Source organism: Gordonia insulae, from assembly GCF_003855095.1.
In the GTDB taxonomy this organism is placed as follows: domain Bacteria; phylum Actinomycetota; class Actinomycetes; order Mycobacteriales; family Mycobacteriaceae; genus Gordonia; species Gordonia insulae.
Genome location: NZ_CP033972.1, coordinates 3,747,686 through 3,770,521 on the forward strand (window position 1 = coordinate 3,747,686; position 22,836 = coordinate 3,770,521).

General features: G+C 68.9%; 19 protein-coding genes. 9 read left to right on the forward strand and 10 right to left on the reverse strand.

Features of this window, described 5'->3' with window-relative positions:
• Window positions 1-56 precede the first annotated feature (56 nt).
• Genes D7316_RS17050 through D7316_RS17070 form a run of 5 tightly spaced genes read left to right on the forward strand, consistent with a single transcriptional unit; the run spans window position 57 to window position 3,945 of the window.
• Entirely contained in the window at window positions 57-812 is a 756-nt protein-coding gene (locus D7316_RS17050; protein WP_197718254.1) for a glycosyltransferase, read from the forward strand.
• Window positions 809-1,789 (forward strand): acyl-CoA dehydrogenase family protein, encoded by a 981-nt coding sequence (locus tag D7316_RS17055; RefSeq protein WP_124709310.1) that lies wholly within the window; start codon window positions 809-811, stop codon window positions 1,787-1,789. The genes D7316_RS17050 and D7316_RS17055 overlap by 4 nt, the downstream gene beginning before the upstream one ends.
• Complete coding sequence (locus D7316_RS17060; protein WP_124709311.1) at window positions 1,786-2,565, forward strand: PIG-L deacetylase family protein; 780 nt, start codon at window positions 1,786-1,788, stop codon at window positions 2,563-2,565. The genes D7316_RS17055 and D7316_RS17060 overlap by 4 nt, the downstream gene beginning before the upstream one ends.
• Window positions 2,562-3,212, forward strand: coding sequence for a class I SAM-dependent DNA methyltransferase (locus tag D7316_RS17065; RefSeq protein ID WP_124709312.1), 651 nt, complete (start codon window positions 2,562-2,564; stop codon window positions 3,210-3,212). The genes D7316_RS17060 and D7316_RS17065 overlap by 4 nt, the downstream gene beginning before the upstream one ends.
• 58 nt (window positions 3,213-3,270) lie before the next feature.
• A complete protein-coding gene (locus tag D7316_RS17070) occupies window positions 3,271-3,945 on the forward strand; it encodes a GAF and ANTAR domain-containing protein (protein WP_124709313.1) in 675 nt (224 codons plus the stop codon).
• Window positions 3,946-3,966: 21 nt separating this feature from the next.
• On the opposite strand, the gene D7316_RS17075 is transcribed toward D7316_RS17070, so the two are convergent.
• Window positions 3,967-5,496 carry a SpoIID/LytB domain-containing protein gene (locus tag D7316_RS17075; RefSeq protein ID WP_232016944.1) on the reverse strand — a complete coding sequence of 510 codons (1,530 nt, stop codon included), beginning with the start codon at window positions 5,494-5,496 and terminating at the stop codon, window positions 3,967-3,969.
• A gap of 362 nt (window positions 5,497-5,858) precedes the next feature.
• Here D7316_RS17075 and D7316_RS17080 point away from each other — a divergent pair, with 362 nt between their 5' ends.
• On the forward strand, window positions 5,859-7,136 hold the full coding sequence (locus tag D7316_RS17080) for a cation:proton antiporter (protein ID WP_124709314.1): 1,278 nt from the start codon (window positions 5,859-5,861) through the stop codon (window positions 7,134-7,136).
• Window positions 7,137-7,142: 6 nt separating this feature from the next.
• On the opposite strand, the gene D7316_RS17085 is transcribed toward D7316_RS17080, so the two are convergent.
• Both D7316_RS17085 and D7316_RS17090 read right to left on the reverse strand, forming a co-directional pair.
• Entirely contained in the window at window positions 7,143-7,697 is a 555-nt protein-coding gene (locus D7316_RS17085) for an RNA polymerase sigma factor (RefSeq protein WP_124709315.1), read from the reverse strand.
• An 18-nt stretch (window positions 7,698-7,715) separates the two neighbouring features.
• The gene (locus D7316_RS17090) at window positions 7,716-8,120 is read right to left on the reverse strand and encodes a hypothetical protein (protein ID WP_124709316.1); all 405 of its coding nucleotides are present in this window, start codon (window positions 8,118-8,120) and stop codon (window positions 7,716-7,718) included.
• Window positions 8,121-8,325: 205 nt separating this feature from the next.
• Here D7316_RS17090 and D7316_RS17095 point away from each other — a divergent pair, with 205 nt between their 5' ends.
• Window positions 8,326-8,994, forward strand: a complete 669-nt coding sequence (locus D7316_RS17095; RefSeq protein WP_124709317.1) for a hypothetical protein — start codon at window positions 8,326-8,328, stop codon at window positions 8,992-8,994.
• Window positions 8,995-9,300: 306 nt separating this feature from the next.
• Here the strand turns inward: D7316_RS17095 and D7316_RS17100 are convergent, their stop codons facing one another.
• Genes D7316_RS17100 through D7316_RS17115 form a run of 4 tightly spaced genes read right to left on the reverse strand, consistent with a single transcriptional unit; the run spans window position 9,301 to window position 16,869 of the window.
• Window positions 9,301-11,550 (reverse strand): ATP-binding cassette domain-containing protein, encoded by a 2,250-nt coding sequence (locus D7316_RS17100; protein ID WP_124709318.1) that lies wholly within the window; start codon window positions 11,548-11,550, stop codon window positions 9,301-9,303.
• Between the two features lie 42 nt (window positions 11,551-11,592).
• The gene (locus D7316_RS17105; RefSeq protein ID WP_124709319.1) at window positions 11,593-13,485 is read right to left on the reverse strand and encodes an Hsp70 family protein; all 1,893 of its coding nucleotides are present in this window, start codon (window positions 13,483-13,485) and stop codon (window positions 11,593-11,595) included.
• A gap of 43 nt (window positions 13,486-13,528) precedes the next feature.
• On the reverse strand, window positions 13,529-15,037 hold the full coding sequence (locus D7316_RS17110; RefSeq protein WP_232016945.1) for a dynamin family protein: 1,509 nt from the start codon (window positions 15,035-15,037) through the stop codon (window positions 13,529-13,531).
• Window positions 15,034-16,869 carry a dynamin family protein gene (locus D7316_RS17115; RefSeq protein ID WP_124709320.1) on the reverse strand — a complete coding sequence of 612 codons (1,836 nt, stop codon included), beginning with the start codon at window positions 16,867-16,869 and terminating at the stop codon, window positions 15,034-15,036. Before D7316_RS17115 ends, D7316_RS17110 begins: the two co-directional genes overlap by 4 nt.
• Window positions 16,870-17,263: 394 nt before the next feature.
• Here D7316_RS17115 and D7316_RS17120 point away from each other — a divergent pair, with 394 nt between their 5' ends.
• A complete protein-coding gene (locus D7316_RS17120) occupies window positions 17,264-18,532 on the forward strand; it encodes a DUF7373 family lipoprotein (RefSeq protein ID WP_124709321.1) in 1,269 nt (422 codons plus the stop codon).
• A gap of 125 nt (window positions 18,533-18,657) precedes the next feature.
• Complete coding sequence (locus D7316_RS17125) at window positions 18,658-20,133, forward strand: peptidoglycan recognition protein family protein (RefSeq protein ID WP_124709322.1); 1,476 nt, start codon at window positions 18,658-18,660, stop codon at window positions 20,131-20,133.
• Window positions 20,134-20,186: 53 nt separating this feature from the next.
• On the opposite strand, the gene D7316_RS17130 is transcribed toward D7316_RS17125, so the two are convergent.
• Genes D7316_RS17130 through D7316_RS17140 form a run of 3 tightly spaced genes read right to left on the reverse strand, consistent with a single transcriptional unit; the run spans window position 20,187 to window position 22,646 of the window.
• The gene (locus tag D7316_RS17130; protein ID WP_124709323.1) at window positions 20,187-21,059 is read right to left on the reverse strand and encodes an HAD family hydrolase; all 873 of its coding nucleotides are present in this window, start codon (window positions 21,057-21,059) and stop codon (window positions 20,187-20,189) included.
• Window positions 21,056-21,829, reverse strand: a complete 774-nt coding sequence (locus D7316_RS17135; protein ID WP_124709324.1) for a lysophospholipid acyltransferase family protein — start codon at window positions 21,827-21,829, stop codon at window positions 21,056-21,058. Before D7316_RS17135 ends, D7316_RS17130 begins: the two co-directional genes overlap by 4 nt.
• Window positions 21,830-21,878: 49 nt before the next feature.
• Window positions 21,879-22,646 (reverse strand): lysophospholipid acyltransferase family protein, encoded by a 768-nt coding sequence (locus D7316_RS17140; RefSeq protein WP_124709325.1) that lies wholly within the window; start codon window positions 22,644-22,646, stop codon window positions 21,879-21,881.
• Window positions 22,647-22,836 lie beyond the last annotated feature (190 nt).

Here is a 22,836-nt window from a genome sequence, read left to right on the forward strand (position 1 = left end):
ACATCAGCCTGTAGCCATCGGGCCCGGACCTCCATCACGATGTTCAGGGGCTGCCGATGTCCGTTTCTCCCGTAGTCCATGCCGATCGTCGCGCCATCGATCGTGTTGTCGTCGTCGTGCCCGCGCACAACGAGGAGGAGCTGCTGCCCGCCTGCCTCGCGGCGCTGGGCATCGCCGCGGACCGGGTGGACGTGCAGGTGGAGACGGTTGTGGTCCTCGATGCGTGCACGGATGCGACGAGGCACGTGGTGCCGCCCGAGGTCATCACCATCGCCTGCGCGACGCAGTCGGTGGGCGCGGCCCGGCGCGCCGGGTTCGCCCGCCACCTCGACCCGGCGACTGACGGCGCAACCTGGTTCGCGACGACCGACGCCGACTCGGAGGTGCCCGCGGACTGGCTGGTCACCCATCTCTCGTCGGCGGCGGCCGGTCACGACGCCTTCGTGGGCACCATCGCCCCGAAGAGCTGGGATTCGTGGTCCGCACACACGCGCGAACTGTTCGACGAGCGCTACGTGACCGACGACGACCACCACCATGTCCACGGCGCCAACCTCGGCATCCGCGCGGACTGGTATCGCCGGATCGGCGGCTTCAGTGCACGCACCGGCGACGAGGACGTCGAGCTCGTCCGGCGGCTCCACGCGATCCGTGCACGAGTGGACCGGAGCGCGCGATCGCCGGTCCTCACCTCCACGCGGCCCGACGGTCGCACCGACGACGGCTTCGCCGCGTATCTGCGCGGGCTCGAGCGCCAGGGCCGGACCGCTGCCGCGTCGCACCGATCCCGGCTGACCGAGGGGTCGCGATGACGACCAACGCCCCCGACCTGGCCCGCATGATCGTCACCGAGGGCCCGCTCGACGTCCCGCTCCCCGGCCACGGTCGGACGGCGGAGCGATTGCGCGCCCTCGCCGACCTCGGCCACCGCGACATCGCCGTCGGAAGGCTCGTCGAGGCGCACCTGGACGCCGACGCCATCCTCGACGAGATCGCGGGTGAGCGCGCCCGGCCGGGAGAGTTCTGGGGTGTGTGGGCGGCCGAGCCGCCCGAGCCCCGCGTCGCCGCGACCCACGGCCGGGCCGGCCGGTGGGAGCTCACCGGAGCGAAGCCGTGGTGTTCCGGCGTCATCACCTGCACCCATGCCCTGGTCACCGCCGACGTCGGTTTCGACCGCCGCCTCTTCGCCGTGGACCTGCACCAGCCGGGCGTACGCCCCGAGCGCGGCGGCTGGATCGCGACCGGCATGCGGGCCACCGAGACGGGCACCGCGCGATTCGACCGGGCGACCGCCCGCGCGATCGGCGAGCCCGGCGCCTACCTCGACCGACCCGGTTTCTGGCACGGCGGCATCGGGGTGGCCGCCTGCTGGCTGGGCGGTGCGCGCAAGGTCGCCGACGTCCTCTACACCGCCGCCCGGGACCGCGACGACGACCTCACCCTGATGCACCTCGGTGCCGTCGACGCGCTGTTGGCGCAGGGCGGCGCACTGCTCGAGCAGGCGGCCGTGACGATCGATGCCGACCCGACGGACGAGGCGGCCGCCCGTCATCTCGCCTTCCGGGTGCGCTGGAGTGTCGAGCAGATCGCGACCGCCGTCGTCGACCGGGTCAACCGTGCGCTCGGCCCCGGCCCCCTGGTACACGACCGCGCGCACGCGCAGGCAGTGGCGGACCTGACCGTCTATCTCCGGCAGTCACACGCCGACCGCGATCTGGTCACCATCGGTCGGCTGGCCGCCGAGCAGGCGCGCAACGTGCGGACCATACCGACGGAGATCCTGCGGTGACCGCCCCCGACCCATCGCCTCGCGGTCTGGCGGAGACGCCGGTCCGCGCCGACGGCACTCCCGAGTCCACGTGGCAGGAGTGGCTGCACGCGCAGGGACCGTGGCCGTCCTTCACCCCCGACGTCGAGCGGCTGGTGGTGGTCGGCGCCCATCCCGACGACGAGGTCCTCGGCGCCGGCGGGATCATGACCACGGCCGCCGCCGACGGGGTCGACGTGGTCATCGTGTGCATGTCGGACGGCGGCGGCTCCCATCCCGGCTCACCGACGTTCACGCCGGAGGAACTGGCCGACCGACGCCACCTCGAGCTCGACGCCGCCACCGGTCTGCTGGGCCTGGACCGCCCGCGCTGGTTCGGGCTGAGTGACGGCGCACTGGCGGACCAGCACCACACGATGGCGGGCATCATCGGCACGGTTCTGGACGAGCGGCCCGACGTCCCGACCGGACTACTGTCGGTGTGGTCGCACGACGGTCACCCCGATCACGACGCCGTCGGACGATGCGCGGCCGAGGTCGCCGACAAACGCTCCCTGCCGATCTGGATGTATCCGATCTGGATGTGGCACTGGGCGATTCCCGGCGACCCGGCCATCCCGTGGGATCGGATGCACGCTCATCGCCCGGACGCCGCGGTCCTCGCCGTCAAGCACGCCGCGATCAACGCCTTCGACACACAGGTTCGCCCGTTGTCGGCCGATCCCGCCGACGAGGTCGTGCTACCGCCGCACGTCCTCGCCCATCTCACCCGCCCCTGGGAGTACGTCTTCACATGAATCAGCCATCCCCGTCACCGACACCTCGATCACCCACTGCGCGGACGCTGCCCGTCAGCTATTTCCACGAGATGTACGCCGCCAGCGACGACCCGTGGGGGTTCGCCGATCGCTGGTACGAGAGACGTAAGTACGCACTCACCCTCGCGTCGTTGTCGTCGGAGCGCTACGGACGGGTCTTCGAGCCCGGATGTTCCATCGGGGTGCTGAGCGCCGAACTCGTACTGTTCAGCGATCAGCTGCTGTGCATGGACGTCAGTCCGCGAGCCGTCGAACTGGCACAGCGACGGCTGGCCCACCATCGCGGTCGCGCAGCCGTCGTCATCGGAGATCTCCTCCACGACTGGCCGTCGGGTCACTTCGACCTCATCGTGCTCAGCGAGGTGCTCTATTACCTGGAGCCGGCGGAGCTCGACGAGGTCATCCGACGGCTTCCCGGGTCGTTGCACCAGGGCGGCGAGGTGGTCGCCGTGCATTGGCGCCGCAAGGTCGCCGAGTACCCCCAGTCCGGCGACGACGTGCACGAACGCCTGCTCGGCTCCACCCTGCATCGCCAGGGCGGCTACGCCGACGCCGATTTCCGGCTGGATGTGCTGACCGTGGACGACCGGGTCTCGGTCGCCGAGCGGGAAGACCTCGTAAGCTGAGGTCATCAGGTGTGCCGCGCCCGGCAATCACCGACAGATGTGTCGTCGAGGAGTTGACATGATCTCCGAACAGTCATTCCGGATGGCCGAGATCGTTCGTGAGTTGCGCGCCCAGAGCGACGACACCGAGGAGATCCTGCGGGCCATCTCGAAAACCGCGGTGGACTCCGTCCCGGGAGCCGAGTACGCCAGTGTCACGCTGGTGACCGCAGGCCAGATCGAGACCCCGGTCATCGTCGGTGATCTCGCCGGCAAGTCGGACAATCTCCAGCGCGAGTTCGACGAGGGTCCGTGCGTCCGGTCCGCCATCGACGACGTCACGATCCTGATCGATGACATGCGGCACGAGCAGCGGTGGCCGAGGTACGCCGCCGCGGCAGCGGAACTGGGCATCGGGTCGGTCGCCTGTTTCTGTCTCTACATCGAAGGGCGCGACTTCGGCGCCCTGAATCTGCTCAGCTCCACGCCGCATGGCTTCGACGTGGACGCGATGGGGATCGGTGAACTGTTCGCCGCGCACTGCGCGACCGCGTTCTCCGCCGTCCGGGAGAAGGAGCAACTCCGTGCGGCGCTCAACTCACGCGATCTGATCGGGCAGGCGAAGGGCATGATCATGGAGCGCTACCGGATCGACGCCGACGCCGCGTTCCGACTGCTCGCACGGCTGTCCCAGGACAGCAACATCAAACTGGTCGACGTCGCCGTTCAGATCATCGAATCCGGCCCCGAGTAGGGCCGTCACACTGGGTCAGCGCTAGCGCAGTCGGTCGACCTTCGGATAACCCAACACCGGAAGTCCGCCCCGGGCAAGGTAATCCGACAGCCCACGACCGACCAGCGCACGGGCTCCGGTCTGCGTGCTGAAGAACATCATGCCGCGCTGGAACAGCTGGACGACGCCGTTGCCGTCGGGGGTCAGGTTGGGTACGCCGATGGCCTGCCCGAGTGGGCCGGTGATCCCGCCGAGGTCGTCGAACTTCCCGTTCAGGGCTTCCGTGCCGACGCTGAGCAGTTGTGACGAACCGGGGAGCAATCGGTCGGGCAGCGTCAGCAGACTGCCGAGGTCGAGCGAGCCTCCGGGAGCGTCGGGGCCGGTCGGCGGCTTCACGATCCGCGGCTTGGCGACCTGTCCCTTGATCGCGAACCACGACGACTTCAGTTGCAGCCGGGTGCGCGCCTCTTCGCCGCTCACCTCGACCGTCCCACCCGATCCGACGGCGCGGACCTTGATCGCGCGACCGTTCTCCGGACCGAGACCGTTGGCCTCGACGACCTCGAGGCTGCGCAGCGCACCCACCCCGAAGGCCGCGCCTGCGCTCCCGGCGCTGACCGTGGCGGTCCAGTTGCGGTTGGGCGACATGGCGTCGCCGTCGTCGCGGACGGCGGGGAATCGTCCGCCGGCGGTGTAGCCACCGGTGGACGACGAGAACTCGGTGAAGGCAGGCTTGCCACTCTGCAGCAGGATCTGGCCGGCGGTGGCGTCGGCGGCACGGTTGGTGCGCGGATCTTCGCTCGCGACCGCACCGTAGACCTGCGAGTTCTGCGTGTCGTCGATCTTCTTGCCGCCCGCGATGGCGGCGAGGGCATAGGTTCGCGCGGCAACGGCCTGCGCCTTGAGGGCTTCGGCACCCCCGGAGTCGGCCCACTGCGGCACGCTCTCCTTGGGGATGACGCCCTTCACGTAGTCATCGATGTGCAGGCGGTTGACCACCCGCCCGCCGGCATATCCGAGGGCACCCCGGAAGACCTGGTTGGAACCACAGAATTTGAGGAACTCGTTGCCGGGCCGGCTCGGTCCCATGTTGATCGGCTCCACGAACGGCGCCGGAACAGATCGCACCACTGCGCCGCCGCATCCGTTCGTGATGGTGGCCGTGGCCCCGGACAGGCTGACCGCCTGTCCGGGAGCCACCATTTGGCCACCGACTCGCATCCCGGCGTCCGCGTGCACATTCACCGAGTTCTTCCCGGTCAAGATCACCGAGATCTCGGGCCTGTCCACCTTCCCCGCGGTGGTGCCGCCGTAATAGTGGCGCAAAATCTGTGCTGCCGACCATCCCTTGCGGGCGTAGCCGTATGCGCCCCACTGCCCCAGTCCGCGACCATGGCCGAGACCGTGCCCGATCAGGGTCAATTCCGACCCGACCGAGAGCGTGACCTCGTCCGTGGACGTCTTCGGGCCGCCGACCGTCAGCAGACCACCGACGATCAGCACAGGCGCGAGTCCGATCGCGGCGAATGACAGCGATCGGGCCCGGGCGTGCCGAGGGCGTGCTCTGACCAACGTCTCGGGAGACCTTCCGTGCGGCTGGAAGTGAAGCGACAGGTGTTACTGATGTGACTGTTGTGACGATAGTTAACGTTTGCCGGAATCGACAACCTCAGGAGGTCACAACCGCGTCACGAGTTCCGAGCGCCGGTGGCACCCTCGGGCTCCACTCATCGTTCTGGCCGCAGTTTCGGGTTCTGGCCAGAGGCCGCAACTGCGGCCAGATACGACAGGTGCGGCCAGAACGGGGGCCGACCCAACCTCGCGACGAACACAAAGATCACAGTGGGGTTCGGTTGTCGACCGATGGGTACCCCGGTGGTCTTGATCGATGACCAGGGAACCGACCAGGTCGTGATCCTCGACGACGGGTGATGATGACCGACCTCACTGTGGAGAGTCTGTACCTCGCGGCAGGTGTCGCGTTGCTGCTGGCCGCGACCGTCCCGCGCCTGTTCCGGAACCGGGCCGTGTCGGCACCGATGCTGGTGCTCGGCGTCGGCGCGATCGTGGGACTCGTCGTGGGGCGGTTGGGATTGAACTCGATATCGCCGCGGTCGCATCCCGAGGTCACCGAGTACCTCGCCGAGATGTGCGTCATCGTCGCGCTGATGGGTGTCGGCCTCGCCATCGACCGCCCGCTGCGTTGGCGCACCTGGAACTCGACGTGGCGCCTGCTGCTCATCGCGATGCCGATCTGCATCGTCGCCGTCGCGGTGTTCGGGTGGTGGGTCGCCGCACTCACGCCGGCCGCCGCGGTGCTGTTCGGTGCGGTCACCGCCCCGACCGATCCGGTTCTCGCCTCCGACGTGCAGGTGGAAGGGCCGACGTCCGGGGAGGATCCGCACGAGGAGGACGACGAGGTGCGCTTCGCGCTGACCTCGGAGGCCGGACTCAACGACGCGCTCGCCTTCCCGTTCGTCTACTTCGGGATCTTCCTCGCCGTGAAGGGGTCGATGAGCGGATGGTTCGTGGAATGGCTCGTGTGGGACCTCGTGGGCAAGATCGCGATCGGTGTCGCGGTCGGATGGATCTCCGGTGACCTGCTCGGGCGGGCGTTCTTCCGACTACCGATCCCCAACGTGCGGCTGGCCGATCGCGGTGAGCCGATCGCGGCACTGGCAGCGGTGTTCGCGGTGTACGGGGTGACCCAACTCGTCGGCGGGTACGGCTTCCTCGCGGTGTTCCTGTGCGCTGTCGCGATGCGCCGCATCGAACGTGGCAGCGACTACCACGGCGAGATGCACGGCCTCATCGAACAGTTGGAGCACGTGCTGACCCTGGTCGTGTTGCTCGTGCTCGGCGCAGCGTTGACCTCTGGTCTGCTGAGTGCGCTGTCGTGGCGCGGTGCACTGGTGGGCGTCGTGCTGATCCTCGTGATCCGACCGGCGGCGGGCTGGCTCAGCCTGCAACGCAGCGACCAGTTGGGAACGACGGAACGCCGGATCACGTCCTTCTTCGGCATTCGTGGGATCGGGTCGCTCTACTACATGTCCTACGTGGTGATCCAGACCGATCTCGGGGCCGAGGCCGACGAGCTGTGGGCCATGGTCGCGTTCACCATCGTGCTGTCGGTGGTCGTCCACGGCGCCTCCGCGGGCTGGGTGATGACCCGTCTGGAACGGCAGCGAGAACGGGACGGCGCGCTGTCGTGATCCGGGTCAGACCGAACTGATCCGGTCCTGCATGATCTCCGCGAGCTGTGCGCGGGCCCGATTCAGTCGTGACTTCACCGTCTGGACCGGAACCCCCTGGTGGGCTGCGATGTCGGCGTAGGTGAGGTCGCCGAACTCACGGAGGACGATGACCTCGCGGAAGTCGTCGGACAACTGGGCGAGCGCGTCGCGGACCGCATCGCGCAAGGCCAGCTGTTCGTCGAAGGCCGGGCTCCCGTCGTCGTCGACGAGTTCGACGGGTTGATCGGGATCGGTGAAGTCGGTCAGCTGGGTGTTCGGCTTGCGCCGGCGCACCACCGAGAGCGCGTTGTTGGCGGCGATGCGATGCACCCAGGTGGAGAAGCGGGCCTCACCGCGGAACTTGTGCAGGTTCTGCCACGCGGCGACGAGGGTGTTCTGCAACGCGTCCTCGGCGTCGTGCGGATTCCCGCAGATGTTCAGGCACACCGCCCAGATCTGGTTGCGGTGCGCGCTCGCGAGGTCGGCGAACGCCCGCTGATCGCCGTCGCGCGCCCGCATCAGCAGAACCGCCTCGTCCATCAACTCCCCCAACCTGATTCAGATGTCATGGTCGCCGTGGTCGTCATGGCCGTGGTGGTCGTGGATGTCGCCGAGATCCACACCGTCCGTCGAGTCCCCGTGGTCGCCGAAGGCGGAGTCGGCAGGGACGTCGTCGAAATCCGGGTCACCACCGCCGTCGGGTGTGTGCGCGACGTCGGTGTGCGCGCCGGAGTCATCGTGGCCGGGATCGTGGCCCGGGTCGTTCACGACGAGAACATCGAGGTCGTCGTCGTCCGATGGGACCGAGTCGTCCATGTCGGGCACGGTGTCCGGGTCGGCGACCGCGGACGGGTCGAACGCGGCCTGGACCGCCGAGTCCCAGACGCCCTCGGGCGGCGGCGGGACGAGCGAGGTGGGGTCGATGCCGAGTGAAGCCAGAATCGACGGCTCCTTCTCCTGCATACGTGACCTCCGATCGAGTGGTGGTGTCGCCGGCATCCGCGTGATGGCCGGTCACAGGGTTCGATGCTACGGAACCACCAATATGTTCCCCCGTCGGCGCTCGGCCCCTCTGCGGAAAAAATCCGTTCGTTCGGTGGAACATTCCGGGCACCCAGGTGCATCAGACTTTCGACAAGCACAGCACACCTGACCGAAAGGCCACGACATGTCCGGCAACCCCACCTCCGATTACCCGACCTCCGGCCACCGCGACTCGAGCCCCGCCGGTGGGCGCGACGACGTGAAGCACACGACCGATGCCAACGGGAACGACGTCTACGTCCACTACGACGCCGCCGGCAACGTGACGCTCGTGGAGGCCGACACCGACGGCGACGGCTCGATCGACACCGCGGCGGCCAAGGGTCCCGACGGTACCGTCCTGGTCGCGAAGGACCTCGATGACGACGGTGAGGCCGACAAGATCGTCCACCTCAACCAGTCCGGCTCGATCACCCAGGTCGACACGGTCGAGGACGGCCGGGTGGTGGCCTCCACACTCGACCGCAACCACGACGGCGATCCGGACACCGTGATCGCCGACAGCAACCGCGACGGTCGGGCCGACACTGTCGGCGTGGACAGCGACGGCGACGGCCGCCTCGACCGGTTCGGGGCGGACACCGATGGAGACGGACGCCTCGACCGGTTCGGTGCCGACACCGACGGAGACGGACGCCTCGACACGCGGTCCGACGCCTCGCCCTCCTACGAGGATTCGCCCTCCTACGGCGACGATTCCCCTTCGTACGGCGACGACTCGCCGTCCTATGGCGGCGACGCACCCCGCGACGAACCGGGTCACGACTACTCGGACAACCACTCGATCCTCTGACCCTGCCCCAGCGGCCCCCGATCACCCAGGCGGTGATCGGGGGTTTTCGCGTTCCCGCCGATCACCGCACGCGAGCGCCGACGGTCGCCGCCCCTCCCAACCGCTGATCGACCAGGCCCGAGCAGCCACCGGCCGCCCCCGCCCCTCCCGCGGATCGAGTAGACCGGAGGAAGGACGGTCGCCCCTACCTGACCGCTGATCGAGTAGACCGGAGCGCCAGCGGCCGCCCCGCCCCACCCCTGATCGAGTAGACCGGAGCGCCAGCGGAGGTCGTATCGAGATCACCTGCCACACATACGATTCCGATCAGCGTGAACTCAGCCTGCCGACCGTGTAGCTGACCAGGACCGTCGCGATGAGCAGGAGCGCACTGAAGCTCAGCGTCGAGTTGAGCGCACCGGGTTCCCACAACATCGCGCCCGCGGTCTGCGGTGCCAGCGGAGAGATCCGATTGAGGTCGACGGCCGACGCCGCACCGGCATACCCCCAGTACGACGGGAAGACCCACGACAGTTGCGCCAGCCCCGGGGTGGTGAGCCGAAACAGCCCGCCACAGAACACCAGCTGGGAGATGACGATGATGACGAGCGGCGGCATGGTCTGCTCCGTGGATCGGACGGAGGCCGAGATAACCAGCCCGACAAGGGCACCCACACATGCGAGCACGGCGAGCGCGAGAAACAGTTCGACGGGCGCGCTGCCGGCCACCCCACCTGTCGGCACCCCCTTGCCCACGTAGGTGATGGTGACCATGACCGCGACCTGAAGGGTTGTGGCCGCGAAGAACACGGCGATCTTCGCGGCCAGGTAGGCACCGGGCCGCAGCCCGACGGCACGCTCCCGCTCGAAGATGTCGCGTTCGCCGACCAGATCGCGAACCGTCAGCGCGGTGCCCATGAAACCGGCACCGATCACCAGGATCACCAGGATCTGCAGGGCCTCGCCCGCGGTGTCGGCGACGTCGTTGACACCGAATCCTCGTGAACCGGGGATGACGAGCGTGAGCAGCCCGAGCACGACCGGCATCGCGGCGAGGAACGCGAGGTAGCCGCGATCGGCGAGGATCAGCCGGACCTGCCGGCGGGCGACGGTGCTGCACTGGCGCAGGGCGGTGGTCTGTGGTGCGGCCGTCGCGCGACCGGCGGGACGACGTGTCGGTGGCGTCGAGGCACGACGACCGTTGCGGCGCAGGTGTTCCCGATGAGCCGAATCGGGATGGGCGGCGACGTGGGCGAAGATCTCCGCCCAGTCGTGTGTGCCCAGGGCCTCCGGCACCCGATCCGGCGGTCCCGCGAACGCGGTCTTGCCGCCCGGCGCGAGGAGGAGAACCTGATCGCACATCGTGAGGTAGGTCAGTGAGTGCGTGACCACGAGTACCACCCGACCAGCGTCGGCGAGGCGCCGCAACGCCGACATCACCTGACGATCCAGCGCCGGGTCGAGCCCCGACGTCGGCTCGTCGAGGATGAGCAGCGACGGTCCGGTGAGCAGTTCCATCGCCACCGACGCGCGCTTGCGCTGTCCGCCGGACAACGTGTCCACCCTGGTGTCGAGGTGCTCGAGGAGTTGGAGTTCGCCGAGCACATCGGCGATCACGGCATCGCGGTCGGCGGTCGACAGGTCCGGTGGGAGCCGCAGTTCGGCGGCGAACCGCAGCGCCTGACGCAGGGTCAGCTTGTGGTGCAGCACATCCTGCTGCGGCACCATCCCGATGCGGGTGCGCAGCGCGTCGTACTCGGCATGGACGTCGTGGCCGGCGAAGGTGACCTGCCCCGCGGTCGGTGTGACCAGACCCGCCACCACCTTGGACACCGTCGACTTCCCGGCCCCCGACGGTCCGATCACGGCGGTCAGCGTCCCCGGTCGCGCGGAGAAGTCGACGTCGTGCAGGAGTTCCTTACCGCCGTCGACGGTGAGGCCGACGCCGCGCACCGACAGCCCGTCGGCGACGATCGCACGTGGCGCGCGGCTGCGCACGAGCGCACCGCCGCGGACGTGGAAGTCGGTGTTGCCGATGGTCACCACGGCGCCGTCGGTCAGCAGCGAACGGTCGATGCGCCGGCCGTCGAGGTAGGTGCCGTTGCTGCTCCCGACATCCTCGATCAGCAGGCCGCCCGGGTGGCCGGAGAGGCGCGCATGATGGCGTGACGCCAGCATGTCGTCGACGACGATGTCGTTGCCGGAGGTGCGACCGATCGTCTGGAAAGCCATGTCCGAGTGGCTGTCCCCGATGTCGGCCAGCGGACGCCAGCAGTCGTCGTCGAGCGCCACCACCAGGACCGGCCCCGATGCGGCGTTACCCAGGTGTAGTCGTGCGGACGACGTGATCGGCAGATCGGTGACCGCCCGGCCCGCCGTGACGACGACGGCATCGCGGTCCACGCAGCCGGCCCACCAACCCTCGCCGCGCCACTCGATGCGCAGGTGGTGGCCGGAGACCAGATGATGGTCCACGACGATGTCGTTGTCCGGTGCCGAACCGACCGTGAGACACGACGAGTCGCCGATGCTGCGGAGCGCACCGTCGATGGACACACTGCCTGGAATCCTGTTCATCGAAGATGAGACGACCCGGGCGGGTGCCGATGTTCCGGATCGTCAGGAAATCAGTCCGGACCGGGTCAGGAACGCCTTGCCGTCGTCGATGGACTTGATGCCGAACACGGTGATCACCATCCCGGTCGACTGGTTGGCATAGCTGATCTTGTAGTCGCCGTCGGCGGTGCCGGATTGCGACGAGATCTCCCCGGCGGCCTGCCGCGCGGCATCCTCGACGAGCGTGCCCTCGCCGGCGGAGTAGACGCCGTCGCGGATGTTGAGGATGTTCGACTTCGCCTCGTTCGCGTCGACGTGCGCGCTGATGAAGTAGTTCATCGCGCCTTCGGTGCCCAGGTCGGCGAGCGGGCCGTCATCGGTGAAACCGCAGATCACCTCGAGCGCACCGTTCGTCTTCTCACCGGCGTTACGGCACTGGGTCACCGAGTTCTGCAGCTGCACCGGCATGGTGGCGATGACCTGGTCCTTGTCGGTGACGATCATGCCGCCGTCCTTGCCGGTCTCCGCCGGTGCGGAGCTCGTGGCACCGGCGGTCGGTTCGGCGTCGGGCGAGCCGTCGTCACGGTTCATCAGCGCCACGGCCCCTGCCGCGATCCCGACAACGGCGACCACCGCCACCACGGCGGCGGCGATGCGCCCCCACCGTCGCCCGCCTCCCCCGGCGGCGCCCGGCGGTTGTGCGAACTCCGGTGCGGCGACCGGGCCGCCGTACGCGGGCGGGCCCGACTGCGGCTCACGCGGCGCGGTGGGTTGGCCACGCCCCGGGGTCTGCGAGCCCTGGCCGTGCCACGACGGCATGAGGTCACCGGCGCCCGGTATCGCGGCGCGCTCGGCCGTCGATGGCGCGGACTCGGTCCGAGCGACGAGCAGAGCACCCTGCGCGACAACGGTCTTGGGGTCATCAAGGGTGGCAACCGGCCCGAGTTCGCCCAGCTTCTGCTGGATCAGCGGGATGCGCGACGATCCGCCGGTCAGGTAGAGGGCGGTCAGCTGCCGCGCATTCGTGATGCCGACGTCGAGCAGCGTTGCCGTGGTGAGTTGCATGGCCTCGACGACGGCCGGTGCGATCAGTTCGTCGAACTCGTCACGGGTGATCTGCAGCGGGATACGCCCCGAGGGGGTCGGGACCGTGATGGTCGCCGAAGGCGCCTCGGACAGCAACTCCTTGCCGCGCCGGATCGAATCCTGCAGGGACTGCACCACATCCATCGGCGCCTGCCGTCGCAGCCAGGCGACGAGGCCCGGGTCGCGCTCCTCGAGTCTGGCCTCCACCCAGCGCTGCACGAGGGCATCGAGGTTCTTGCCGCCGAGCCCGTTGTTGCCGCGTGCGGCGATCACCTGGAAGGTGTTCTGCGCGGACACCGACAGCACGGCGATATCGAGGGTGCCGCCACCGAAGTCGAACACGGCGATGCGGGCGCCGGGTTGCAGTGCGTGCGAACGGGAGTAGTGCGCTGCTGCCGCGCGGGGCTCGGAGATGGTGGTGATGCGGGAAGGGTGGACGCCCGCGACCGACGCCGCATCGATCAGGATGCGGATCTGTTGCGGCGCCCACGCCTCCGGGTGCGTGAGCACCACCTGGGTAGGCGGGACCCCGGCGTGGGCGGCCTTGCCACGCTGGATGATCGCCCCCATCACCGCGGCGACGAGCGAATGGGTGGGCATCGTGAACCCGTTCACCGTGGTGGTCGGGTTGCCCCCGATCAGACGCTTCGGGGACGAGACGAATCCCGCCGGGTTCTGCTGGGCGTGATTGACCGCGGCGTCGCCGACGATGATGCGGTCCGGTGCCGCGACGAACACCGACGACGGCATCAGGTTGCTGGTGTGCGACAGCGACAGGGTCTCGATGCCGCCGCTGGTCGCCCCCGAATGCGCGGCGGCGCTGTTGGAGGTCCCGAAATCGATGGCAAGAGTCCAGGCGGGCGATGACATGGGTGGGGAATCCTCTGCTCCTCTGCGCGATCTCGCTGCGCGGCTATCCGGTGGTCAACGGGGTGTAGGTGCGGATGAGCGTGATCAGCGCCGCGTCCTCGGCGGCCGACGCGGTTGCCAGGGATCGTTGCTGCGCGACGGCGAGTCGTCGGTGCGCCTCGGCGGTCACCGCATGTCTGGGCGCGTCGGACGGGAGTCCGACCCGCCCTGCCGGCGACGTCGCGGTCAGGATCGTGTGCAGTTCGGCGGTGACCGCGGCGTGCGGATCGGTCCGCAGCATCCGCTGATAGTCCTCGAGGGCGATCACCGGATTCAATTCCGGTGCGGACCGCATCTGCGCCGTGAGCGCCCGGATGTGATCACGCGCGGGATGGCGATACGAGAGCTGGTCGAGCCGCGCCAGGATGCGGTGCGCCCGATGCAGGATCGCGAAACGCGCCATCGACGCATCGAGCTCACGGTAGAGCCCACCGATGCCGGACCGGTCGGCGAGCCAAGCGTTGAGCGCCGCCGCACCGCCGGCGGCGATGTGCCGGCCGTTGAGCACCCCGTATTCGCCGAGCAGCTCCAGCAGGCGGATCCGCAGCGGGCGGGGGAGGATCGCTTCGGCGGCGGCGTCATCGTTGTCGAAGACGCGGACGACGTCGAGCCGCGACAGTCCCCGCAGCCCGGCGAGCGCCGCGGCGAGTTGTTCGGTCAGGGCCCCCGTATGACTTGTCTGGGCCATCAGTCCCGAGATCGGCACCACCGTGTCGACCGTCTCGTTGAGGTGGGTGGCCATGGTGGTGGCGTGCTCCGCCGCATGCGTCAACGGGTCACGCCGGCCGAGTGCGCCCTCGCCGAAGGAGTCGGCGCGGGAGAGCACCCCCAGCATGGTCAGCGGCGTGAACGGCAGCTGGGAGATGAACTCGACCTCGTCGGCGCGCGGGGCGGCATCGAAAAGGAACACCGCGGCGTCGGCGTCGACCGATGCCGCACGCGTCTGCTCGAAACCATCGGTGGAGTTTCCCGTCGCTCCGGTCACGTTCCCCGTCGCTCCGCTCGCCCCGATCACATTCCCCGTCGCTCCGCTCGCCCCGATCATCGCCCGGCGAGTCGCCGAATCGTTGGCTACGGTCAGCGTCGACAGGCCGGGGGTGTCGATCAGGGTCCGTTGCCGCAATGCGGTCGACGGCAGCCAGCGGTCCACGAACGCGATGTCGGGGGTCTCCAGCGGCAGCCGGATCGACTCGTGCGGATGCACGGCCACCGGGTGCCGGCGCCCGTCGACCCCGACGACCTCGGCGCGCGACGGCGACCCGTCCTGATAGACGGTGACCACGTTCGTGGCCTCCAGCGCCGCGGTCTCGGCCACCGGCGCACCGATGAGCGCGTTCACCAGCGTCGACTTCCCCGCCTTGAGGCGCCCGACGATCACCACCCGCGGCGGCGACCACAAGATGGTGCCGATCGAGTTGGCGTGGGCGATGAGATCCCCACCGAGACCGGCCAATTGGTGCAGGCCGCGGTCGAGAACGGCGTGCACCGGATCGACGTTCGGTGGAGTGGTCACGGCCGGCCGCCCGCCAGGAGCCGTTCCGCGGCGACGATCCGCTTGTCGACGATCTCCAGATTCGTGGTCAACCGCTGCGTCGACTTCTCGCGCGCCGCGGCGTCGGCCGATGCCGCCTTCTGCACTTCGCCGATCGTCTTCTGCAGGGTGTCGATGTTGGTGCGCAGGTACTCGCGATAGCGGATGACGATCTCCGGGCGCGATTGGGCGACCGCACTTTCCACGAGTCGACCGGTCGCGGCCTTGGTGGTGGCGATCGTCTCGCGCAACCACGTGAGCAGGTTCGACTTCCCGGCGCGGATCGCCCGGAAGCTGAGATTGATCCCGACCCAGGCGGTTCCGACGACGACACCCACACCCATCAGCGCCGACAACCCGAGCAACCCGCCCAGCGTCGACGACCCGATCACGCCCATGGTCAGCAGCGTCGGGTCGAGCAGGCCGTGCCGCTTGCTGCCCACCTGATGCGTCTCGATCTTCTTGTCCTGCATCGACGCGACGATCCGCGAGCTCAGCTCCTCCCACACGGTGGGGTCGTCGCGGAACCGCGGTTCGATGATCGTGTCGTGCAGTCGCTGCAGGAACCCCGAGAGCGTCTCGGCCATGGCGAGCTGGAGGTCGGTCTGCATGTCGGCGGTGAACTTCTGCGCGCTGCGCCGCAGCACCTCCATGCCGTGGGTATTGATGAAGGTCGTCCACTTGTCACGCACGTCGTCGAGACGTCGCTCCAGGTCGTCGATCGCCGACTGCCGCAGCAGGGTCAGGTCGCGCGCGAGGTACTGCTCCCACTGCCGCGACTGCTCCTGCAGCTCGGTCAGCCGCTCCATGTCGGCGGTCAGGTCCGGCAGCGCCCGCGCACCCGCCTCCACTGCCGCGAGTTCACGGGTCACCCGTCCGCGCACCACCCGCAGTCCTTCCAGGCAGGTGCGCACGGCGTCGACGTGGGGCAGGGTCGACGCGGCGTCGAGTCGCCGGTCGATCTCCGCGCGGAGGGCACCGATGCCGCTCTCGCTCTCCAGCCGGTCACGGATCGCGGGGTCCGCGGATTCGGCGGCCATCACCGCGAGCAGGCTCGACACCCCGATCACTGTCACCGGACGCCGCAACTGCTCCGCCAGGAGGCGTTCGTCCTCGGCCACGATCTCGCGCCATCGTCGAAGGTTCTTGTCGGTCTTGGTGACCGCGACGACCACCGAGTCGACCGTTGCCGCGGACTCCCGCACGAACGCCATCTCGGGTGCCGTGATGGGGCTCGACGCATCACAGACGAGGACCAGTACACACGCCTGCTGCGCGGACTGGGCCGCGCGCGTGGCCAATCCGACGTCGAGGCCACCGACCCCAGGGGTGTCGACGAGGGTCACGTCGGACATGCGCCCCTCGCGTACCGCGATCGCCGCAGCCGTCGGGAGTTCGTCGACCTGAGGATCGCGCACCATCGCACCGCCGATGGTCACCCACTCGGCGAGGTCCGCGGACGGCACCGGGCGCGCGCCCGACGGGAAATAGAGCTCGGCGGTGCTGTCGGCCTCGAGGGTGGGGTCGGGGGTGACCCCGACGGAGACCGACGAGGTGACATCGACGCCCGCCGGGCACAGATCCCGCTGCCCGATGAGCGCGTTGACCAGTGAACTCTTGCCGCGCTGCACCTCGCCGACGACCACAACGGTGCGCGGCTGTTCGACCCGGTTCAGCTTGTCGAGCGCGACGTCGGCGAGTGCGTCCATCTGGTACGCGCGCAGCACCTTGACCGACCCGTCGACCACGCGGGCGGCCCCATCGTCGGGCGCACGGCCCGACGCCACCCCCTGCGACGCAGGTGTCTCACCCATCAGCGCCACTCCATCAGTGCCACTCCATCAGTGCCATTTCCCAGATGCCATTTCGCTGCTGCCATTCCCCTGCTGCAATTCCCCAGCTGCAATTCTCCAGCTGCCATTCCCCGAGGTCGACTGTCTCGGACCTCAGCAGAACACGGATCACCGTCGGTGTGCAGCAACAAGTCCCTCACAGTACCGGGGGCCGCGCGCGGCGTCGTCCGGCCGGACGACACGGACCATTCCGGCCGCCGGTGCACTAACGTGCAGGTCGAGCGCCTGAACCAGACGGCTCGGCGACCCGGGAACTTTTCCGGGCGACCGCAGCATCCAATCCACGTCGGCACGGTGTCCGGCGCCCGGGGCACCGAGCCCGCTCCCGGGGCAGGCGAGAGGGGAAGACGGTCAGATGAAGAGTTGGCAGCCGGCAGTGCGCTGGATGGGAATCGCCGCAGCAGCAGCCGTGATCGCAGGATGCACCACGAACGGTGAGGCGACCAGCGTCGACGCCGCCGGCGCGGCCGGATCGTCGTCGGCCGCCGACCCCTCGGTCGACGTGGCCGCGCTCGACACCGGCAACTACCCGACCAGCCCGCGACCGGCGTTCGGCACGGCCACCCAGGACGACATCCTGCAGATCGAGGGTCAGCGAATGGCCCAGTTCATCGTCGTGCCGTTCGAGATCGACCCCGATCTGACGAACACCAAGATGCCGACCATGGTGATCACCGGCCAGAACAATCTGAAGGGCGTCCTCAGCGATCGGCCGGCAACCGTGCCGGCGAACAAAGCACTGGTCGGCGGATTCGTGACGACGGCGTCGACCCAGTCCGCCCGCGACCAGAGCTCGATCAACAACATGGTGGTCCGCTACCTGACCCCGGCCGATGCGAAAGCCGCAGCCGAACAGATGGCCGCGGCAATGGTCGGCCCGGGCACCACGCGCACGACGCTGCCGGGCCTGCCGGACACCCTGGTCCTCCGCAGCGATGAGGGTGGCAGTCCGAAGATGATCGCGTTCACCGCGCACAACAACTACGTGCTGTATCAGTGGCTCAAGACCCCACCGGAGAAGCAGGCCGAACTCGAGCCGACGATCCGCAAGGCGATCGGATTGCAGACCACACTCATCGACCAGTTCCCCGCCACCCCCACCAAGGCGGAGGCAGCGGCTCGCGGCATCCCGGGTCGCAGCCTGCCGGTCATCGACCAGAACCACGTGCTGATCTATGCGCTGCCGTACACCGACGAGGAGATGCGCGACGCGAAGAAGTTCGTTCCCGGGGCCAGCGTCCGCGCCGTCTACGGTCCGCGCGGGATCGCGCACATGAGTTCCGACCCCGTCACCGACTACAGCGTCCTCACCAAGGTGGGGTCCACCGCCAACGCGGTCGAACGGTCCACCGTCTACCGCGCCGAGACGCCCGAGGGTGCCACGTCGATCGTCGACACGTTCCTGGCATCGAACCGCAGCAAGGGATGGTCCGACGTGGCGAGCCCGGCCGGGCTCCCCAACGCCAAGTGCCAGACCATCTCCCGCAACGGTGTCCGCTACTTCTGCATCGTCCAGAAGGGCCGGTACGTCGGCTCGGTCAGCTCTGACCGGCCGGATGACGCCCACAAGCAGATCTCCGCGCAGTACGTGATCCTGACGAAGGCGGATCAGGACGCGCACTAAGGTGACCGCAGACCGGAATCACACTCATCACACAGGCCTCACTAGATAACAACCGCATCACGAGTTACCGCGTCTCGGCGCGCGGCGTGGCTCCGGACGTCGTCGACCCACCACGATGGCGAACCATGCGCCGACTTCGCCCCAGCCATCGCCCCAGGCCGTCACTCGTCCTCGCCGCCGTCGCCGCATCGATCATCGCGACCCCGTTCGCCGTCGTGCTCGCGGGTTCCGATCCCAGGTCCACCGATCGGCATCGCGACCTGCCCGCCACCTCGATCGATCAGGTGGGGCTCGCCGATCTGGCGACGGCGGTCGTCGACGTCGCAGAATCGGGCCTGTCCGCCGCCGGGGTCCGGTTGCCCGAGATCGACCCCAACACGTTCGGACTGCCCGACGTCCCGGACCTCGAGGAACCGTCGGGGCCACAACCGGCGGCCGGGGACGGTGCGGCACCGGCCGACACGGGGAAGCCGGAGGCTGCTCCGCGGATGGCCGATGGACGTCCGGTCGGAGCCGCGGTCAAGCACCTCGTCCGCGACACCCCGCTGAAGATGGTGGCGTTCACCTGGGATCAGGCGGTCGACGCATCGATGCTGTTGCGCGCCAAGAAGAAGGACGGCAATTGGGGCGAGTGGATCGAGCTGGAGCCGGTGGACAGCGGGCGACCCGTCACCCGCGAGCACCCGATGGGCACGGAACCGGTGTGGGTGGGTGACGCCACGGAGGTCCAGGTCGCGATGACCGACGACGGCCTGGCCATCCCGGCCGCCGAACCGCAGGGCGGCGGTCTCGCCGAACTCGGCATCGGTACCGCGAGCACGGTGATCAAGACCCTGCTGACCACCGCGATGTCCGCGGTGAAGGCGACGCTGATCAGTCCGGAAAGCCTTCTGTCGCTGGGCTCGTCATTGCTGACGCCGCTGCTCGGTGGCCCCTCGGTGGTGGCACGCGCTCAATGGGGTGCCGACGAATCGGTGCGGTGTTCGCAGCCGACCTACTCGCCGACGACGCGCGCCGCGATCGTGCACCACACCGCGGGCAGCAACGACTACACCCCGGAACAGTCGGCCGAGATCGTGCGCGGCATCTACGCCTATCACGCCCGCACACTGAACTGGTGCGACATCGGCTACCACGTGCTGGTCGACAAGTACGGGCAGATCTTCGAAGGGGCGTTCGGCGGACTCGACCGTAACGTCGAGGGCACGCACACCGGCGGGTTCAACAAGTCGACCGTCGGGGTGTCGATGATCGGCAACCTCGACCAGGTGGCGCCGACCACCCCGATGGTCTCCGCCGTCGCGAGGTTCCTCCGCTGGCGGCTCGGCAAGGCCGGGGTGAATCCCGCAAGTGTCTCCCAGCTGACTGCGGAACCGTTCTCCGACAGCAAGTTCCCCGCCGGCGCGATGACCAGTCTGCCGACGATCAGCGGGCACCGCGACTACAACAACACCAGCTGCCCCGGCGAACTCGGGTACGCCGCGCTGGCACCGATCCGGGCGATGGTCGGGGGCGCGGCTCCGTCGGAGCCGCCGCCGGCCTCACCGGCACCTCCGGCCCCGGCACCCGCTGCGCCTGCCCCGGTGGCCGCCGCGCCCTGAGATCCGGGCCCCGCCGTAACACGGAACTCCCGTTGTCAGAGTTCGGTTCGGCCCTACCCGAACCACCGCTCCAACACCCGCGCCACACCGTGCTCGTTGTTGCCGACGGTGATCTCGTCGGCGGCGGCCAGGGCGGCCGGGTGCCCGTGCGACATCGCGACACCGTGGTCCGCCCAGGTGAGCATCTCGACGTCGTTGGGCATGTCGCCGAACGCGACGGTCGCGTCCGCCGACAGCCCGACCAGTCCGACGAGCTCCGCGAGACCGGCGGCCTTGTGCGTATCGGGCATCGACAGTTCGATCAGCCCGTTGTCGGTGGAGAAGGTGATCTGCGCGAGTCCCCCGACCGCGTCCCTGAGCCGGGCGGCCATCTCATCGCTGCGCATATCCGGCTGCCGGACAAGGAGTTTGACGGCGGGCTCGGCGTACACGTCGTCGTCGCCGACCTCGATGTGATCCGGGTTGAGCCAGGCGTGCCGGTAACCGGCGGTGGCGACGAACGGCAGCGTCGCGGCGTCGTGTGCCGACCGTCCGGCGCGTTCGGCGGCGATCCCGCATCCCGGGATCTGGCTGTAGGCGCGCTCGACGAGCTTCTCCAGGATGTCGGGATCCAAAGTCGCCGCAGACAACACGCGGTCGTGCTCGACGTCGTAGAGGATGGCGCCGTTCGCGCAGACCGCGTACCGCACCCGTGCCGGCGTGCCCTCGAACTGGTCGGTGATCTCGGCGATCCAGCGCGGCGGGCGGCCGGTGGCGAGGACGAACTCCGACCCGGCGCCCAGCGCGGCACCGATGACGTCGATGGTACGGCGTGACACCCGGTTCTCGTCATCGATGAGGGTGCCGTCGACGTCGCTGGCGATCAGCGTTGGGGGACCGAAATCGGTTGCACTGGAATTGTTTTGCTGGCCTTCGGGCGCGCTCAACGCCCTTCCTGCGCTCTCTGCGCGCGGGCTGCGGCCTTCTCGGCGGCTTCGGCATCCTCGATCACGTGCGCCTCCTCTGGCGTCGGTGCGGACCCGCCCAACCGCGCCGGTACCCAGAAGGCGCCGGCGGGATGCGGTCCGTACGACTCCTGCACCTCGTGCAGGAGGGTGGTCATGGTGTCGCGCAGGCGGGCCGTCGCCGCCTCCGCGTTCTCGTCGGTCCCCACCGAGAACGGCGTGCCGTAGCGCACCGACACCGGGATGCGGGCACGCCCCATCCGGCGGTTGCCGGGCGCGGTCTTGGTCCACTGCCGCTGCGCGCCCCACACCACCGACGGGACGATGGGGACGCGCGCCTCGGCCGCCATCCGGACTGCACCGGTCTTGAACTCCTTGAGTTCGAAGCTGCGACTGATGGTGGCCTCCGGATACACCGCGACGATCTCGCCCTCACGCAGCCGCGACACCGCCGCCTGATACGCCTCCGACCCCATCGACCGATCCACCGGGACGGTCTTCGTGTGGTTGACCAGGAAGCGCATGATCGCGATGTCCATCACCTCGGACTTGATCATGTACCGGGTGCGACGGCCCGCCTGATAGATCCCGAGCGCGGCCGGCAGGAAGTCGGTGTAGGCGGTGTGGTTGACGGTCAGCACCGCGCCGCCGGTGTCCGGGATGTTCTCGAGACCCGCGAACCGCAGGTCCAGTCCCTGCGCACGGACCAGGCCGTGCGCAATGATCTCGAGCGTCCGGTAGACCGGTTCCATACCGCCAAGCCTAACCGGGCAGCTCCGACCGACAGTCGCACATCGCGCGTCAGGATGCCTCGCCGCCGGCCTCGCGCTCCGCTCGCCTGGCTGCCTTCGCCGCCTGCTCTTCGGCGTCCATCTTGTTGGCCTCGTCCAGCGTCGGGGCCGATCCGCCCAGCCGCGCGGGGACCCAGAACTCACCCTTCGGGTGCTCACCGTAGGCGTCCTGGAGCTCGAGGAGCTTCTCGCTCATCACCTTGTGCAGCTTGGCGGTGATCGCGTCGGCGTCGCCGACGGGTTCGATCGGCTCGGCCACGCCGATCATGATCTTGTAGCCGGTCCGCCCGAGTCGTTTCGGATGGCCCTTGGTCCACACCCGCTGGGCACCCCAGATCACCGTCGGCACGATCGGCGCACCGGACTCCAGTGCCATCCGCGCCGCACCCGACTTGAACTCCTTCAGTTCGAAGCTCCGGCTGATGGTCGCCTCGGGGTAGACCCCGACGAGTTCGCCACGCTTGAGGTACTCGACCGCATCCTGATAGCTCTGTGCCCCACTCGCCCGATCCACCGGGATGTGTTTCAGCGCTCGCATGATGGGACCGGAGACCTTGCTGTCGAAGACCTCTTTCTTCGCCATGAACCGGACCTTGCGCTTCTTGAGGAAGGCCGGGATGCCGGCGTAGGTGAAGTCGAGGTAGCCGGTGTGGTTGATGGCCACCACGCCCGCGCCGTGGTCGGGCACGTGCTCGACGCCCGACACCTCGAACTTGAGGCCCTCTGCCAGCCACAACAGGCGGGCGGTACCGATCACGGTGTCGTAGACGGGTTCCATGTCAGAGAGCTTACGAGGACCGGGACCGCGCGGCGAGCCGCCCCTGACCGGAGCCGGACCGCCCACTGCACGATCGGATCGCCGCGTGTTTCGGCCAGTTCTGACCTCCGGGACCGATGGCCCACGACATCATCGGCGGGTGGTCGATAGATTGGTAGATCGACAGCGCGACCCGCGCCCAGCCCAGCAC

Excerpts from the sequence above, each read along its gene's own strand:
- D7316_RS17090 (WP_124709316.1), bottom strand. The coding sequence starts at position 8,120 with ATGCAGGAGAAGGAGCCGTCGATTCTGGCTTCACTCGGCATCGACCCC.
- D7316_RS17050 (WP_197718254.1), top strand. The coding sequence starts at position 57 with ATGTCCGTTTCTCCCGTAGTCCATGCCGATCGTCGCGCCATCGATCGT.
- D7316_RS17140 (WP_124709325.1), bottom strand. The coding sequence starts at position 22,646 with ATGGAACCCGTCTACGACACCGTGATCGGTACCGCCCGCCTGTTGTGG.
- D7316_RS17115 (WP_124709320.1), bottom strand. The coding sequence starts at position 16,869 with ATGGGTGAGACACCTGCGTCGCAGGGGGTGGCGTCGGGCCGTGCGCCC.
- D7316_RS17080 (WP_124709314.1), top strand. The coding sequence starts at position 5,859 with ATGACCGACCTCACTGTGGAGAGTCTGTACCTCGCGGCAGGTGTCGCG.
- D7316_RS17100 (WP_124709318.1), bottom strand. The coding sequence starts at position 11,550 with ATGAACAGGATTCCAGGCAGTGTGTCCATCGACGGTGCGCTCCGCAGC.
- D7316_RS17085 (WP_124709315.1), bottom strand. The coding sequence starts at position 7,697 with ATGGACGAGGCGGTTCTGCTGATGCGGGCGCGCGACGGCGATCAGCGG.
- D7316_RS17055 (WP_124709310.1), top strand. The coding sequence starts at position 809 with ATGACGACCAACGCCCCCGACCTGGCCCGCATGATCGTCACCGAGGGC.
- D7316_RS17135 (WP_124709324.1), bottom strand. The coding sequence starts at position 21,829 with ATGGAACCGGTCTACCGGACGCTCGAGATCATTGCGCACGGCCTGGTC.
- D7316_RS17120 (WP_124709321.1), top strand. The coding sequence starts at position 17,264 with ATGAAGAGTTGGCAGCCGGCAGTGCGCTGGATGGGAATCGCCGCAGCA.
- D7316_RS17105 (WP_124709319.1), bottom strand. The coding sequence starts at position 13,485 with ATGTCATCGCCCGCCTGGACTCTTGCCATCGATTTCGGGACCTCCAAC.
- D7316_RS17095 (WP_124709317.1), top strand. The coding sequence starts at position 8,326 with ATGTCCGGCAACCCCACCTCCGATTACCCGACCTCCGGCCACCGCGAC.
- D7316_RS17070 (WP_124709313.1), top strand. The coding sequence starts at position 3,271 with ATGATCTCCGAACAGTCATTCCGGATGGCCGAGATCGTTCGTGAGTTG.
- D7316_RS17125 (WP_124709322.1), top strand. The coding sequence starts at position 18,658 with ATGCGCCGACTTCGCCCCAGCCATCGCCCCAGGCCGTCACTCGTCCTC.
- D7316_RS17065 (WP_124709312.1), top strand. The coding sequence starts at position 2,562 with ATGAATCAGCCATCCCCGTCACCGACACCTCGATCACCCACTGCGCGG.